Source organism: Anaeromyxobacter dehalogenans 2CP-1 (assembly GCF_000022145.1).
Classification (GTDB): domain Bacteria; phylum Myxococcota; class Myxococcia; order Myxococcales; family Anaeromyxobacteraceae; genus Anaeromyxobacter; species Anaeromyxobacter dehalogenans.
On the sequence record NC_011891.1, the window covers coordinates 1431294 to 1445986 of the forward strand.

The following is a 14693-nucleotide window of genomic DNA, read 5'->3' on the forward strand; positions in this document are numbered from 1 at the left end:
CACGGGAAGGAGCAGCAGATGGCGAAGCCGATCTGGAAGGTCGAGGTGGGCGACGAGGCGCCCGACTTCGAGCTGATGGCGACGGGCGACACGGCCGGCAAGGGCGCGGCTCGACGCAAGGTGAAGCTCTCCGACTATCGCGGCAAGAAGAACGTGGTGCTGGCGTTCTACCCGGCCGCGTTCACCCCCGTCTGAACGGTGCAGATGCCGTCGTACGAGGAGGATCTCTCCGAGTTCGAGCGGCGCAATGCCCAGGTCCTGGGCATCTCCACCGATCAGGTGTTCACCAACGAGGCGTGGGCGAAGTCGATGGGCGGCCTGTCGTACCCGCTGCTCTCCGACCACTGGCCGCACGGGCACGTGAGCGCGACCTACGGCGTGCTGCGCGGCGACGACGGCCACCCCGAGCGCGCCATCTTCGTGATCGACCGGCAGGGCAAGGTCGCCTACGTGGACATCCACGACATCGGCGAGCAGCCGCCCACCGACAAGATCATGCAGGCGCTCGACAAGCTGAAGTAGCCGAGGAGGCCCGCCATGGCGGACGACGCCGTCCCGAAGCCGCTCGAGCTGTCCCGCTACTGCGTGCCGTTCACGCCGTTCGCCGGCAAGCTGGAGGAGGCCAGCGTCTGCCTCGTCTCCACCGCGGCGGTGCGGCTCGCCGGCGACCGTCCGTTCGACACCGGCGGCGACACCACCTGGCGGGCCATCCCAGGCGACGCGGAGGCGAAGGACCTCCGCTACGACGACACGCACTACGACCACGCCTGCGTGGACGCGGACCTGAACTGCGTGTTCCCGATCGACCGCGTCCGGGAGCTGGCGCGGGACGGGCGGGTGGGCGGGCTCACCGCCCGCCACTTCTCGCTCGGCTACAGCCAGGCGCTCCGCGAGCTGCGCGAGCGGACCATCCCGGCGCTGGTCCGCGAGATCGACCGCGAGCGGCCGGGCGCGGTGCTGCTCACCGGCGGCTGACGCCTGTGCCACCGCACGGTGGTCACCGTGCAGCGCAGCATCGAGCTGGTGGGCATCCCGACGGTGGTGATCACGGTCGAGCCGGAGGAGACGCTGCAGGCGAGGCCGCCGCGGGCGCTGTGCCCGCGCGGCTTCGTCGCCGGCCACTCGCTGGGCCGGCCCGCCGACGCCGCGCTCCAGACGTGGATCCTCACCGACGCGCTCGGCCTGCTCACCGCCGAGCCGCGCCCGGGCCAGGTGATCGTGCGCGACTACGCGTGAACGTCCATCGTGGGGACGAGCGCACCGCACGCGCGCCCGCCCCGCGCCGGCGCGGGTCGCGGCGGCATGGAGCGCGGCCGTCACGGGCCCGCGTACACCGTCACGCCGCCGGCCCCGTACTTCAGGCTGGGCCCGTGCGCGATGTACACGATGCGCGGCGACGCCCACCGGTCGAACTGGATGCTCCGCACCGGGTTCCAGGCCATCTTCGGCGCGCCCTGCGGCACCGTCCCGGAGGCCTGCCACGCGCCGTCCTTGTAGCGCCCGAAGCCGCCCCACCCGAAGCCGACCCAGATCGACCCGTCCGACGGATCGCAGGCGATGGCGCTGGCCTGGTTGCCGGTGCCGGCGGGCAGGTCGATGCGCTGCACCGAGAACGCGTTCGCCGGGTCCGTGACGGTCTTCGCCCGGTCGATGCCCACGCGCGCGATGCCCTTGCCGGCCGAGGCGACCCACAGCGTCCCGTCGCCGCAGAACGTGAGCCCGGAGACGTTGTCCCAGTACGTGTCGTCCGCCGGATCCCCGCCGAAGAACGTCGCGTGCGGCGTCACCGGCGCCATGCTGCCCCACCAGCCGTTCCAGCTCGGGCGGTTCATGGTCGCGTAGTCCGGCAGGCTCGCGGTCCGGACCTCGTTCGAGAACCAGGGCACGTTCGCCACCGGATCGAGCGCGAGGCCGGTGGACTCGCCGGTGAGGAAGCGGCCGTCGCTGCCGGTGATGGCGGGGTGCTCGTGCTCGAAGATCGCGAAGCTGTCGGCGAACGCCGCGTCGCCCTTGATGTAGTCGAGCCAGCCGCGCTGCTCCGGGTTGGCCGCCAGGATCGAGAGCACCGCGTGCGACGCGCCGAGGTAGACGTCGCCCTGCGAGAGCGGCCGGGTCGCGTCGTGGTTCACCACGATCCGGTGCACCACCCGGCCCTTGCCGCGCCGCCCGGACACCCAGGTCGAGTCGGACCAGGTCTCGCCGCAGACGGAGTTCCACGGGACCTGGGGGTAGTTGGTGTTGTCCCAGTGCTCGCAGATGACGCCCGGGGGCGAGGCGATGAACACGTGGCGCTGCAGCGTCACCCGGGTCCCGTCGAAGGCGACCACGTCGGCGCCGCCGGAGCGCCGCGCCCACTCGGCGTCGTAGTCGTAGTCCGAGCCCACGCCCCGGTAGCCCACCACCGCCGCGCCCGCGGCCGCGCCCGCCACCGAGATGATGGGGCAGGGGACGGCCGGGCTCTGCGGCGCCTCCACCGCGATCTCCGCGGGGTCGTGGCAGTTCGCGGTGAGGCCGGCCGCGGCCGGGTCGACGCGGACGAAGTCGCGGTCGTCGCGGCGCTTCACGAACAGCGCCGACCCGCCCGCCACGTACACGTTCCCGCCCTCGTCCGCCGACGCGTCGCTCACGTCGGCGGTGAGCCCCTGCGCCTCGCCGTAGAAGGTGAACCCGCCCGCCGCGGCGGGCGGATCGACCGGCGGCGGCGGGGGAGGCGGCGGAGGAGGGCAGGTGATCTGCGGACAGCCCGGCGCCACCGGGCAGCTCCCGTCGCACACCGGGGCCGGGTCCGACGCCTTCGGCTTCGACGACCCCGAACCGCACGCCGTCAAGGCGGCCAGCGCCGCGCCCGCCACCAGCCCCACCGCCAGCCAGAACCCTCGCATGCCCCGCCCTCGCTCCGCGGCCCGACGGCCGCTCGTACGCGCGCCGGGAAAGCTGGGCCGCGCCGCGAGGCGGGCCAAGCCGCGCGCCGGGGGAGGCCCCCTCTGCCGCCCGGGCCAGCGCGGGCGGCGGCGGGCTCGCCCCGCCCGGCGGGCCGTGCCAGAATCCGCCGGTGCTCCAGGGCGATCTCGCCACCTTCCCGCTTCCGGACCTCTTCCAGTGGCTCGATCAGGGCCGCCGCGCCGGCGTGCTCGAGATCGACTCCGGCGACGGCGCGCGCTTCTGGCTGGAGGTGCAGGATCGTCGCATCCGGGCGGCCGCCCGCCCGCCCGGCGAGCACGCGGGGCTCGGCACGCTCGCCGGCTGGCACCACGCCGAGCCGCCCGAGGCGCTCTGGCCGGAGGCGTGCGCCGACCGCATCGTCGACCTCTTCCTGGCGCCGCCCGGCGGCCGGTTCGCGCTGGTGGACGGCGCGGCCGGGTTCGAGGACGGCGTGCCGCTCGACCTCTCCGTCGGCCAGATGACGCTGGAGGGGCTGCGCCGGCTGGACGAGTGGCCCGACCTCGACCGCCGCTATCCGTCCGAGTCGGCGCTGCTGTGCGCCGACGGCGCCGGCGCGCCGCGCACTCCCGGGCAGCGCGCCCTGCTGGAGGCAGCCCGGCGCCGGGTGTCGATCGCCGAGGCGCGCCTCGGGCTCCACCTCTCGCGCCCCGCGGCGCTCCGGCGCGTCGAGGCGCTCCGCGAGCTCGGGCTGGCCCACGTGGAGGGCGTGGCCCCGCACGCCGACCCGGTCTCCTCGCTCATCGACAAGGCGCAGCTGCTCGTGGGCGAGCGGCAGTTCGACGAGGCCGCCATCGTGTTCAGGAGCCTGCTCGCCGCGGATCCGTCGGACCGCCGCGTGCGGGCGCTGCTGCGCGAGGCGGAGCGCGAGCAGGTGGCGGCGCTCTACGAGGAGCTGTCGCCGGTGGCGGTGCCGGTCCTGCTCGGCGGCCCCGCCTCGCTGGACTCGCCCGCGGGGCGGCGGCTCGGGAGCATCGACCGCGAGGTCGCGTCCCGGGTGAACGGCGCGTGGGACGTGGCGAGCGTCGCCCTGTCCTGCCCGCTGCGCGAGGTCGAGACCCTGAAGGCGCTGCGGAAGCTCGTCCGGCTGGGGCTGGTGGACCTGCGCGACGGGGCCCCGGCTCCCGTCCGCTCGCCGCGCCGTGTCGGCACCCCCGGTCCGGCGTAGCGTCGGTGGGGTGCGGTGCGCGGCCGTGACACGCGCATGACGCGAGCGGCCTACTCCTGTTCCGGAGGGAGACGGCTCATGGAACAGGTGATCGACCCGACGGTGCGCCCCGGGAAGCCGCTGCTGCGTGGCGTCTCGCACGAGATCGCCGCCTCCATCTCGCTGGCCGCCTGGGTGGCGGTGGCGCTCACGGCCCCGCCGGGCCGGGCCAGCGTCGCCGCCCACGTCTACGGTGCCTCGCTCTTCACGCTGTTCGCGGTGAGCGCGCTCTACCACCGGCCCATGTGGCCGCCGGGGCCGCGGCTGCTGATGCGGCGCCTCGACCACTCCGCCATCTTCCTGCTCATCGCCGGCACCTACACGCCCATGTGCCTGCTGCTCGGCGAGAAGGGCACGCTGGTGCTGGCGCTGGTGTGGACCGGCGCGGTGCTCGGGATCTTCCGCGCGGTGCTCTGGCCGCGGGCGCCGCGGTGGCTCAGCGCGGCGCTGTACGTGCTGCTCGGCTGGCTCATCCTGCCGCTCCTGCCGGCGGTGGCCCGGGCCGCCGGCACCGGCGGGCTGGTGCTGCTCGGGCTCGGCGGCCTCGTGTACAGCCTCGGCGCGGTGGTCTACGCCACCAAGCGGCCCAACCCGTTCCCGGGCGTGTTCGGCTACCACGAGGTCTTCCACGCGATGGTGGTCGCGGCGGCCGCGCTGCACTTCGCGGTGGTGCTGGGCGCGCTCCGCCGGATCGGCTGACCCGCCCGCGGCGAGCGGGTCGCTCAGATCCGCTCGAGCTTCACCATCGCGGCGACGAGCAGGTGGAGCGCGAACAGCGCCTCCGGCTCGGTGACGGCCGCGTCCGGCTTCGCCGCGATCCGGCCCAGGCGCAGGAACTCGCGCCCGTCCAGCCCGAGCAGCGTGGCGCGCGCCGCGGGCGCGGCCTCGTCCACCCGCAGCCCGGCGAGCAGCTCCGCGATCGCCTCCGCGGCGCGGCGCGCCGCCGGCCCGTAGGAGCGCTCGCGGAGGTCGTGCTCCACGTCGGCGAGCGCGGCGCCGCGCCCCGGGAACATCCGCGCGAAGGACAGGCCCAGGAGCTGGCCGCGATCCCGGTACGCCTCGGGGGCGGACGCGTCGGGACGGGGCGCGGGCGGGCGGCCGGCGGGCGCGGCGGGCGGGGCGGGCGCCTCGGCCGCGGCGGAGATCCGGGAGGCCAGCTCCGAGCCGCCGCCGGACAGGATCTGGCGCGGGGCGGCGCGGTGCGGGTGGCGCGCGTCGAGGTCCTTCACCACCCGGCGCGTGATCTCCTTCAGCGCCGCGAGCAGCCCCTCGCCGCGGCTCGCCACCGTCTCGAAGTCCGGCGCGCCGAGCAGGTTCAGCTGGCGGCGCAGCTCGGCCACCGGCAGCACGCCGGGCAGGTCGCGCTTGTTGTACTGGATGACGTGCGGGAACGCGGGCAGGTCGATCCCCATCTCCGCCAGGTTCGACTCGAGGTTCGCGAACGACTCCAGGTTCGAGTCGAGCACCGACGCCTGCGAGTCGGCCACGAACACCACGCCGTCGGCGCCGTTCAGCACCAGCTTGCGGGTGGCGTCGTAGAAGACCTGGCCGGGCACCGTGTAGAGCTGCAGGCGCAGCGTGAGCCCGCGCACCTGCTCGGACTTGAGCGGCAGGAAGTCGAAGAACAGCGTCCGGTCACCCTCGGTGGAGAGGCTGACGAGCTGGCCCCGGCTCTCCGGGCGCACGCTCGCGTGGATCTGCTGCAGGCTGGTCGTCTTCCCGGACAGGCCGGGGCCGTAATAGACGATCTTGGCCGAGATCTCGCGCGCGAGCGCGTTGACGGTGGACACGGCCGCGCATTGTATCCGGCGCCCGGGGCTTCGCGAGGGCGCGAGCCCCGGGGGGCGCGCGCTCGGTGAAGGTGGAGGTGCGCAGGAGACGCCGGGCGGCGCCCTCACATGCGGAAGCCCACCACGAAGCTCGCCATCGGCGCCGGGGCGGTGGTGGACCACGCCACGTCCAGGCCGAGCGCGGGCAGCGCGACGTCGGCGACGTGCACCCGCAGGCCCACCCCCGGGGCGACGTACCGCGTCGTGTCGCTCCGCCAGCGGACGAGGCCGGCGTCGAGCAGCGCCACGCCGGTCGCGACGCCCCAGCGCGGCCGCCAGATCGGCACCGCGTACTCCAGGGCCGCGGTGCCGGCGCGCTCCGCCCACAGCCCGCCCGTCGGGAAGCCGCGCGCGCCCGGCGCGCCGCCCAGGCGGAGCGCGTCCACCGCGGCGTCGCCCTCGACGCCCTGGGCCGCCACCGCGATCGACCAGGCGTGGCCGAGCCGGTTCGCGCCGCCCCACGTCGCGCGCGCGTCGGCCTGGCGCAGGTCGCGCCCGCCCGCGAGCGCCGCGTCGGCGTGCCGGTAGCGCAGGCGCGCGGTGACGCCCCGCTCGTAGAAGAGGTGGAAGTCGCTCGCGTCGTACGCCACCGCCGCGACCGGGCCCCGGGCGGGCCCGACGCGCGCGGGCGGCGCCCAGCCGTCCTCGGCGCTCGCGTCCGACCACACGCCGAACCAGCCGGCGCTCACGGCCAACCGCTCGGTGAGCCGGCGGCCGATGGCGGCCGTCAGGTCGGTGCGGGCGTCGCGGTAGGCGTAGACCACGTCGCCGCCGCCGTCGGTCCGCTCGCGCCGCGCGTCCTGGCGCATCGCGAACGCGTCCGCGGTCCAGCGGGTGCCGGCCACCTCCCGATCCCAGTAGCCGGCCATCCCGGCCGCGCCGCGGGTCGAGAGCGTCCCGCCGGCCATGAGCTGCTTCCCCCATCCGAACAGGTTCGACTCCACCAGCAGCAGGCCGCCGCCGGTCTCCCCGCCCGAGGAGGTGAACATGGGGATGGGCAGGAGGGTCCAGCGCTCCTGGACGTCCACCTCCAGCGCCACGCCGCCCTCGCCGTCGGGGCGCGGGGTCACCCGGACGCCCTTGAACAGCCGGAGGTTGAGCAGGCGCTGCTCGAGCGCGGCGGCGTCGCCGTCGAACCGGTCGCCCACGTCCACCTCGAGCGCCTGCCGGACATAGGCGGTGGCGGTGCGCCGGTTGCCGGTGACCGAGATCTCGCGCACCACCGCTGGCCCGCCGCCCGCGGCGAGCTGGGCGCAGAGCAGGAACCAGAGCACCGGGGGCGCGGCCATCGCGGGTTTCTAGTCGGGCGGCTCCCGGCCGTCCAGCGTCGCGCGGCGGCTCCGCGGCGGGCCGCCCCCGCGCGCAGCCGCGCTCCGCCGGGCGTGGTAAAGAGGCGCGCATGGCGTCCACCTCCCTCACGTTCGCGACCCGGGCCGAGCACCGGGCCTGGCTCGAGTCCCGGTCCGCGCTGCCGGAGGGCTTCCGCATCGGCACCTGCGCGTTCGAGTTCGTGCCGGTGGAGGTCCCGAAGCCCGGCCGCATGCGCCTCACGCTCATCGCGCTCGACCGGCCCACCCCGGCGTTCGCGGCGAAGTTCACGCGCAACGCGTTCCCGGGCGCGCCGGTGCTGGTGGGGCGCCGCCGGCTGGACGGCGCGGCGCTCGGCGCGGTGGTGATCAACAACAAGGTGGCGAACGTGTGCGCGCCGGACGGCGTCGAGGCCGCCGAGCGCGTCTGCGCCGAGGCGGCGCGGCTGCTCGGGCTCGCGCCGGAGGAGGTCCTGCCGTCCTCGACCGGCGTCATCGGATGGCGGCTGCCGGTGGACCGGATGGTGGAGGCGCTGCCCGCCGCGGCGGCGGCGCTGCAGGGCGGCTCGGCGCTGCCCGCCGCCGAGGCGATCATGACCACCGACCTGTACCCGAAGCTGCGCCGGGCCGACGTGGGCGGCGGGAGCATCGTGGGCTTCGCGAAGGGTGCCGGGATGGTCGAGCCGAACCTGGCCACCATGCTGGTCTACCTCCTCACCGATCTCGACGTGCCCCGCGACGCGCTCCGCGCCGCGCTCGACCGGGCGGTGGAGGGCAGCTTCAACCGCATCTCGGTGGACTCCGACACCAGCACGTCCGACACCGTGGTGCTGCTCTCCTCGCGCCGGCGCCCGGCGCCGCCGGCCGCCGAGTTCGCGGCGGCGCTCGCGCGCGTGTGCGGCGACCTCGCCGAGGACGTGGTCCGGAACGGCGAGGGCGTGCACCACGTGGTGCGGGTGGCGGTCCGCGGGGCGCCGTCGGACGCGGTGGCGCACCGGGTGGGCAAGGCGGTCGTGAACTCGCCGCTGCTCAAGGCCGCGGTGAACGGGAACGACCCGAACGTCGGCCGGCTGCTGTGCGCGGTGGGCAAGGTGGCCGGCGCGGCCGGCATCGCGCTCGACCCGGCGCGCGCGGTGATGCGGGTGGGCGGCGAGGTGGTGCTGGAGGGCGGCGCCATGCGGCTCGACCCGGAGAAGGAGCGGCGGCTGGTGGCGCACATGAAGGCGGCGGAGCTGTACGCGAGCGCGCCGCCCGCCGACGGCGTCTTGTTCCGGCCCCCGATCGACCACCCGCCGCACGAGCGGCGGGTGGAGATCGAGATCGACCTGGGCATGGGCGCCGGCGCCTGCGACGTGCTCGGCGGCGACCTCTCCCACGAGTACGTCACCGAGAACGCCGACTACCGGAGCTGAGCCCGTACGCGAACCGCTCGCCCCCGAGCGTGTCGAGGGCGAGCGGAGGCTCGACGGGGCCGGGCCCGAGGCCCGGTCAGCGGACGCCGACGGCCGGGCGCGGCGTGCCGTCGCGGCGGCAGCGCTCGGCGAGGCCGGGAAAGTCCTGCTCCCAGCCGCCGCAGCGGGGCGGCGGGGGCGCGGGCGTCCACGCGGTGGGGCGCCGCGCGTCGCCGGGGCCGGGCACCACCAGCGAGCCGACGAAGTCGCCCTTCTCGTAGACCCGCCGGATCTGCGCGGCGAGGCGCGCCACCTCGGCGTCGCCGATCCGGCCGGTCGCGGTCGCCTGGTAGAACTGCACCGTCACGCGCACCGGGAAGCGCGGGTCGCGCTCGACGGCGAGCCCGGCCAGCTCGGTGTACGGGCCGTCCAGCGCGCCGTGGCCCAGCACCGCCGTCTCGAGGTCCCGCTCCGGCGCGGCCATCGACTTCGCCTGCGGCGCCGGTGCGGCGGCCATGGGCGCCTGCCCGTAGGCCTCGGCGCGCCGCGGCGGCTCGCGGCGGCGGAGCGGCACCTGCACCAGCATGAGCACGTTCGCGTCGTCGCCCAGGTCGGAGGCGGCCTCGCCGTTCAGGGTGGTGCCGCGCCCGCGCACGTCGGAGAGGCGCTCGGCGATGAGCGGGGCGCGCTCGCCGCCCGCGTTGAAGAACAGCCGCTGCCCCCAGCTCGCGCCGCCCGAGACGGTGTCGCGCGCGTTGTCCACCACGGTGATCGAGGTGCCCTGGCGCGTCACCAGGATGGTGAGCACCGCGGGATCGCCCGCGGTCGACTGGTAGTTGAAGATCACCGGGTGGAACGTCGCGCGGCCCTGGCGCGGCACCGGCAGGAACGCCGCCTGCGCCGACACGAGCGCGTGCGTGTCGCGCGGCGCGAGCAGCGAGCCGCCGCGGACGGCGCCGTCGCGCGGCGAGGACAGCCAGCGCGCCGGATCGGCGAGCAGGTCGCGGAGCGTGATGACGCGCTCGCGCCCGTTCTCCCGCGCATTCCCCACCCGCAGCCAGATCCGGTCGAGCGGCACGTCGGCGGTGCGGTCGGTGAAGTTGGGGAAGCGGAGGACCGGCATGAGCGCGAGCTTGCGGGCGTCCCCGTCCTCGGACACGACCTCCAGCGTCACGTCGCTGATGTTCGGGCCGAGCGACGAGCCCTGCCAGCGGCCGGTGTCCTCCCAGGTGACGTTCACGAGGTCGAGGCCGTGCGCCTGCGCGGCGCGCCGGGCGTCGGGATCCGAGACCATCCCTGCGACGCGCTGGACCACGGCCGGATAGGGCTCGGGGCGCGGGTCGCCGCGCCGCGCCGAGGCGGCGGCCGGCGGGAGCAGGAGCGCGAGGGCGGTCCCGAGTGCGAGGAGGCGGAAGGGCAGGGCGCGGCGTCGGGTCATGGCGTTCCTCCGGGTGGTTCGCAGGGGTGAACGCACCTTCCTCGGGATGGATCTGCGAGCGCCCGTCCGGGCCGCGGACGGCGGCGGTCGCCGGGCGGACCGGGCGGAGCACGCCGCCGGCGGTTTCCCCGGAGACGAAGGGCGGTTGCGCACGGCGCGGTCGGCACCGGGGCTGCACCGGCGCCGGGCATGTCCACGAACGAGAACGTCCTCCGGGGCGCGGCCGGCGCGCGGAGCGGCCGGTGATCGCCGCCGCGGAGCGAGGGCGCGCCGAGGCGCGGGAGGCGGCGGGACGGCGCGACGCGCGCGCCGCCGGTCAGCGGTTCGACGAGGCGCTGCAGCGCGCGAGGCGGGCCGACGAGCGCGGTCGGGCCGGCGCCGCGCAGGCGGTGCGGGCGGAGCGCGGGCGCGCGGACGCGGCGCGCGCGAGCGCGGGGGAGTCGGACGGAGACGAGCCGGGCGCCGGAGGAACGGCCCGCGCACCGTCGCCCGCGGCCAGCGCCGCGACCGACCGCGCGCACCGGGCCGGCGCCGGGGCGTTCGCGGACGCCGCCCCCCAGGCGCCGACGGCCGCGCCCACGCTTCCCGGCGCGTCCGCGTCCGCGCCCGCCCCCGCCGACGTCGCCGCCCTCCGGTCCGCCGTGCGCGCGCTGCCCGCCGCCATCGAGGTGGCGCAGCAGGCCGACGGGTCGGCGCTCACGCTCGCGTTCGGCTCCGCGCTCGGCGTGGACCTGCGCGCCGGCGCCGGAGGCATCGAGCTCACCCTCCGCCCCGCCGCCGCGCTCGCGCGCGCCGCACAGGCCGAGCTCCCCGGCCTCACCGCCGCGCTCCGCGCCCGCGGCCTGCGGGTCGCCCGCGCCGAGGTCCGCGCCCGCCCGGACGCCCGGGCTCCGGCCCGGGACGACGCCGCCGGGACGCCGTTCGCCGCCCGCGTTGACGGCGCAACGGGCCTCCTATAAAAGGCTGACCCTACGGCACCGTCGCCAAGTGGTAAGGCCCGGGTCTGCAAAACCCGTATTCGGCGGTTCGAATCCGCCCGGTGCCTCTCAATAGTATCAAGGCCTTACGCCCGTACCGTGTACCTCCGGACATTTGCCGGTTACCGGTAACGGCGACCCCCTCCTTAGGGGTAGTCGCCTTACCAGGAGACCGACAAATGGCTTGGGAGAGATGGAGCGGTGGCAGGATCTGGGTATCGGAGAAGACCGGCAGGCGGACCTTCTACGGGGAGGTCAACGGCCGGATGGTCTCCACCCACAGAGAGAACGAGCAGGATGCGCTGATCGCCCTGCTCAGGATGAACACGGGCGGCGGCTCCGGACCGCAGCCTCCCCTCAACGACATCTGGGTCGAGGAGTACCTCGCCGACTGCGGCCGGCGGGGCATCGACCCACAGTCGATCAACACGAAGCGCCGGCACCTCGCCGAGTGGAACCGGCGCATCGGCCCGCAGCGGATCACGCTCCCCGTCCTGAACAAGGCCGTGAAGAGGCTCGGCGGCGCCCGGAACAAGGTCGCCACGATCAAGGCATACTTCACCTGGCTCAGGCAGCAGGGGCGGGTGCGGCGGCAGGACGACCCGACGCTCGACCTGGCGAAACCCTCGGCCCCACCGTGCGAGTGGGACCGGCTCGTCCCCATCGACCACCACCGGAAGGTCGTGGCCGAGCTTGAGCCGCGCTGGGGGGACCTGCTCGTCGTGTTGTCGGGCACGGGCTGGCACCTGTCGGAGCTGCTCCGGTTCGCCCGGTCCGGATCGATCGACGGCAACGTGCTCGTCTGCCCACGGCACAAGAGCGGGGAGCCGCACCGCACGATGGTCTCGGACGCCGTTCTCGGCGCCGCCCAGCGGTCACGGGAGCGTGGGGGCTTCAGCCCGTCGCTGCTCTACCGGACCGTGGCCGCCACCTGCGACAGGCTGTGCATCCCGAGGTTCGGGGTCGGCGGATACCGGCACACCGTGGCCACGAACGCGGTCAGGAGCGGGGCATCGCCTGAGGAGGTGGCCCACTTCCTCGGCCACAAGGGCAGCTACATGGTGAAGGCGATCTACGCCAAGGTCGCCGTGCCGAAGAAGATCCCGACGCTCCAGTGACGGCGCTCCAGGGCCGCTGAAGGAAGTGGCGGGGCTGGCTGGCACCTCGCCATCGAAGCACCACTCCCGCGTGATCAGACCTACGAGGCGTTCACTTATGTGAACGCCCTCAGGTTTTTTTGAGCAGCATGATGCCAAGTGACATCACGGCGTCTTTTTTTTGGGAGCGTGCGCGGGCGGAGTGTTGCGGCCGTCCCGTTGGCACGGAACTTTCGCCGGCGATCGCCGCACGCAGGTTTTTTTTCGAGAGCTGCCGGCAGATGGCGATGACTCCCGCCACCATGAGCGCGAACTCGCCGAGCTCCCGGACGTTCGTGATCCCGAGCAGATCGCAGGCGCCCCTGGCCGTCGCGAAGATCTGTTGGGCCGGGATTGTCACAGCCTGGCAGCCTAGCAGCGTCCCCTGACACTGCGGCTCATCGGCCCTCGATGTCACACATCGCCCCGCCTGGCGCCATCGCCGTGTGGCGTCAGAGTCACGCAGGCATGTGACTTGGCGCGTACATCACCGAGAGCGAAGGTCCAGTGCCGGTTGCCCACCGTGAGCGATGCCGGCCGCGTGTCCGCCCTGAGCGTACGCTCGGGCAGGACGCGTGACGGCCGTCCGGGAGGGAGTGCTCATGTCGGTGCTGGACCTGTTCCTCGTCGCCGCGCTTTCGCTCGTCTCGGGGCTCGCCGTGTACGCCCTCCTGAGGCTCAGGGAGATGCGGGCGAGGTACGCCCCCATCCTGGATGTCGACGGTGAGGTCGAGCGGACGAAGCGCGAGCTGACGAGGCTGGCCAAGGACAGGGAGGCATTCGAAGCCGCCGAGGCGAAGCGGCGGACGGACCTGGCCACCCAGTACGCCGAGGCGAAGGCGCTCTACGATCACCTCCGGTCCGAGGTGGCACTCCTCGAGGAGAACATCGAGGACATGTCGTTCGGCCTCTATCGGCCGCACTACTCCTTCACCACGTCGGACCAGTTCAAGGGGAAGTTGAACGACGTCTACGACCAGAAGAAGGGGATGATCCGCGCAGGGACCGCCGCGCGCTGTCCCGTGGAGTGGACGGTCAACAACAGCAAGCGCGAGGGCGCGCGCATGACCAAGCAGAACATCAAGGTCATGCTGCGGGCGTTCAACGGCGAGGTGGACGCCGCGGTCGCGAAGGTCACGTGGAACAACGTGACCCGCATGGAGGAACGGATCAAGCGGGCCTTCGAGGCCATCAACGCCTCGGGCACCTCTAGCCAGATCACCATCTCGCCCGAGTACCGGGACCTGGCGCTCGCGGAGCTGCGCCTCACCCACGAGCTCGAGGTCAAGCTGCACGACGAGAAGGAGGAGCAGCGCCAGATCCGCGAGAGGATCCGGGAGGAGGAGCGCGCACAGCGCGAGTTTGAGAAAGCCAAGGCAGATGCCGAGGCGGAGGAGGCCCGCTACCAGAAGGCCCTTGAGAAGGCACGGGCCGACGTGGAGAAGGCGAAGGGCGCCGAACTCGACAAGGTGAACGCGAAGGTCGGCGAACTGGAGGCGCGGCTGGCTGAGGCCCACGCGAAGCTGCAGAAGGCCACCTCGATGGCGCAGCTCACGAAGAGCGGGAACGTGTACGTCATCTCGAACATCGGGTCCTTCGGGTCGGAGACGATGTTCAAGATCGGCATGACCCGGCGGTTGGATCCGATGGAGCGGATCTACGAACTGGGCGACGCATCGGTGCCCTTCGACTTCGATGTCCACGCGATGATCTACTCGGAGAACGCGCCTGGGCTCGAGAACGCCTTCCACCGGGAGTTCGCCGAGAAGCGGGTGAACCTCGTCAACATGAGGAAGGAGTACTTCAACGTGACGCTGGGCGAGATCGAGGCCTTCGCGAAGTCGCAGGGCGTCGAGGTGCAGTTCACGAAGCTGGCCGAGGCGCGCGAGTACCGGGAGACGTTGGCCGTGCGCGATGCCAAGAAGAACGGTCAAGCGGTGACCACGGCGCCGGCGGAAGGCGCCCCGCTGCCCGAGTCCCTGTTCACCGAGGTGGCCGAGCGCCTCGGCTAGCTCTCGATCGTCCGCTCCATGAAGACGATGATCTCCTGGCGCATGCCGCCGCCCAGCGAGCCGAACCACGTCCCGACGTCGGCCGACGTGATCCCGACGACGCGCCACCCCTCCGCAGCGTAGAAGTTCACCGCCTCCTCCAGCCGCTCGGGGCTGAACTTCCCCATGAACCACCGGTCACGCTGCGTCATTACCTTGTACTCGTGGGTCCCGCGCCTCGGGGCGGCCTTTACCTCGGGGACGACCCCGCCGGCCGGGACGAACCTCTCGTCCCTCCACCAGACCTCCTTGCCGGTGGCGTCGGCCTGGGCCTGATACTTCCGTCGCTCCTCCTCCTTCTCCGTCTCGCGCCGCTCAGCCTCGGTCGGCGGCTCGCAGCGCGGCCCCGGCGTGCCGTCGGCGCCCATGTAGTGCCAAGCCCCGTCCCAGAAGACCTTCCTCATGCCCTGACCTCCT

14 protein-coding genes and 1 tRNA gene are annotated in these 14693 nt (G+C 74.0%); 9 read left to right on the plus strand and 6 right to left on the minus strand.

What is annotated here, in order from left to right; translation table 11 throughout:
* The first annotated feature begins 18 nt into the window (after positions 1-18).
* Positions 19-522 carry a peroxiredoxin gene (locus A2CP1_RS23700; RefSeq protein ID WP_245529999.1) on the plus strand — a complete coding sequence of 168 codons (504 nt, stop codon included), beginning with the start codon at positions 19-21 and terminating at the stop codon, positions 520-522.
* Between the two features lie 15 nt (positions 523-537).
* The gene (locus tag A2CP1_RS23705; RefSeq protein ID WP_245530000.1) at positions 538-1236 is read left to right on the plus strand and encodes a selenoprotein B; all 699 of its coding nucleotides are present in this window, start codon (positions 538-540) and stop codon (positions 1234-1236) included.
* An 80-nt stretch (positions 1237-1316) separates the two neighbouring features.
* Here the strand turns inward: A2CP1_RS23705 and A2CP1_RS06405 are convergent, their stop codons facing one another.
* Complete coding sequence (locus A2CP1_RS06405; RefSeq protein WP_012632599.1) at positions 1317-2882, minus strand: hypothetical protein; 1566 nt, start codon at positions 2880-2882, stop codon at positions 1317-1319.
* 170 nt (positions 2883-3052) lie between these two features.
* Here A2CP1_RS06405 and A2CP1_RS06410 point away from each other — a divergent pair, with 170 nt between their 5' ends.
* Together A2CP1_RS06410 and trhA are read left to right on the plus strand one after the other, a co-directional pair.
* Positions 3053-4108: a DUF4388 domain-containing protein gene (locus A2CP1_RS06410; protein WP_012632600.1), complete on the plus strand. Its 1056-nt coding sequence runs from the start codon at positions 3053-3055 to the stop codon at positions 4106-4108.
* Positions 4109-4186: 78 nt separating this feature from the next.
* Positions 4187-4846, plus strand: coding sequence for a PAQR family membrane homeostasis protein TrhA (gene trhA / locus A2CP1_RS06415; RefSeq protein WP_012632601.1), 660 nt, complete (start codon positions 4187-4189; stop codon positions 4844-4846).
* A 23-nt stretch (positions 4847-4869) separates the two neighbouring features.
* Here trhA and A2CP1_RS06420 read toward each other — a convergent pair whose 3' ends face one another.
* Positions 4870-5937, minus strand: a complete 1068-nt coding sequence (locus A2CP1_RS06420) for a GTP-binding protein (protein WP_012632602.1) — start codon at positions 5935-5937, stop codon at positions 4870-4872.
* A gap of 104 nt (positions 5938-6041) precedes the next feature.
* Entirely contained in the window at positions 6042-7265 is a 1224-nt protein-coding gene (locus A2CP1_RS06425; protein WP_012632603.1) for a POTRA domain-containing protein, read from the minus strand.
* Positions 7266-7375: 110 nt separating this feature from the next.
* Between A2CP1_RS06425 and A2CP1_RS06430 the strand changes: the two genes are divergently transcribed.
* Positions 7376-8695, plus strand: coding sequence for a bifunctional ornithine acetyltransferase/N-acetylglutamate synthase (locus A2CP1_RS06430; RefSeq protein WP_012632604.1), 1320 nt, complete (start codon positions 7376-7378; stop codon positions 8693-8695).
* A 76-nt stretch (positions 8696-8771) separates the two neighbouring features.
* Here A2CP1_RS06430 and A2CP1_RS06435 read toward each other — a convergent pair whose 3' ends face one another.
* A complete protein-coding gene (locus A2CP1_RS06435) occupies positions 8772-10112 on the minus strand; it encodes a hypothetical protein (RefSeq protein WP_012632605.1) in 1341 nt (446 codons plus the stop codon).
* Positions 10113-10354: 242 nt separating this feature from the next.
* Here A2CP1_RS06435 and A2CP1_RS06440 point away from each other — a divergent pair, with 242 nt between their 5' ends.
* The 3 genes from A2CP1_RS06440 (at position 10355) to A2CP1_RS06450 (ending at position 12207) form a co-directional block, all read left to right on the plus strand.
* On the plus strand, positions 10355-11071 hold the full coding sequence (locus A2CP1_RS06440) for a hypothetical protein (RefSeq protein WP_012632606.1): 717 nt from the start codon (positions 10355-10357) through the stop codon (positions 11069-11071).
* A 14-nt stretch (positions 11072-11085) separates the two neighbouring features.
* Positions 11086-11157, plus strand: a tRNA-Cys gene (locus tag A2CP1_RS06445).
* Between the two features lie 111 nt (positions 11158-11268).
* Complete coding sequence (locus A2CP1_RS06450; RefSeq protein WP_012632607.1) at positions 11269-12207, plus strand: site-specific integrase; 939 nt, start codon at positions 11269-11271, stop codon at positions 12205-12207.
* Between the two features lie 109 nt (positions 12208-12316).
* On the opposite strand, the gene A2CP1_RS06455 is transcribed toward A2CP1_RS06450, so the two are convergent.
* Positions 12317-12586 carry a hypothetical protein gene (locus A2CP1_RS06455; RefSeq protein WP_012632608.1) on the minus strand — a complete coding sequence of 90 codons (270 nt, stop codon included), beginning with the start codon at positions 12584-12586 and terminating at the stop codon, positions 12317-12319.
* A gap of 214 nt (positions 12587-12800) precedes the next feature.
* On the opposite strand from A2CP1_RS06455, the gene A2CP1_RS06460 reads away from it, so the two are divergent.
* Entirely contained in the window at positions 12801-14237 is a 1437-nt protein-coding gene (locus A2CP1_RS06460; RefSeq protein WP_245530001.1) for an SNIPE associated domain-containing protein, read from the plus strand.
* Here A2CP1_RS06460 and A2CP1_RS23600 read toward each other — a convergent pair.
* The gene (locus A2CP1_RS23600) at positions 14234-14680 is read right to left on the minus strand and encodes a DUF4177 domain-containing protein (protein ID WP_012632610.1); all 447 of its coding nucleotides are present in this window, start codon (positions 14678-14680) and stop codon (positions 14234-14236) included. The genes A2CP1_RS06460 and A2CP1_RS23600 overlap by 4 nt on opposite strands.
* Positions 14681-14693 lie beyond the last annotated feature (13 nt).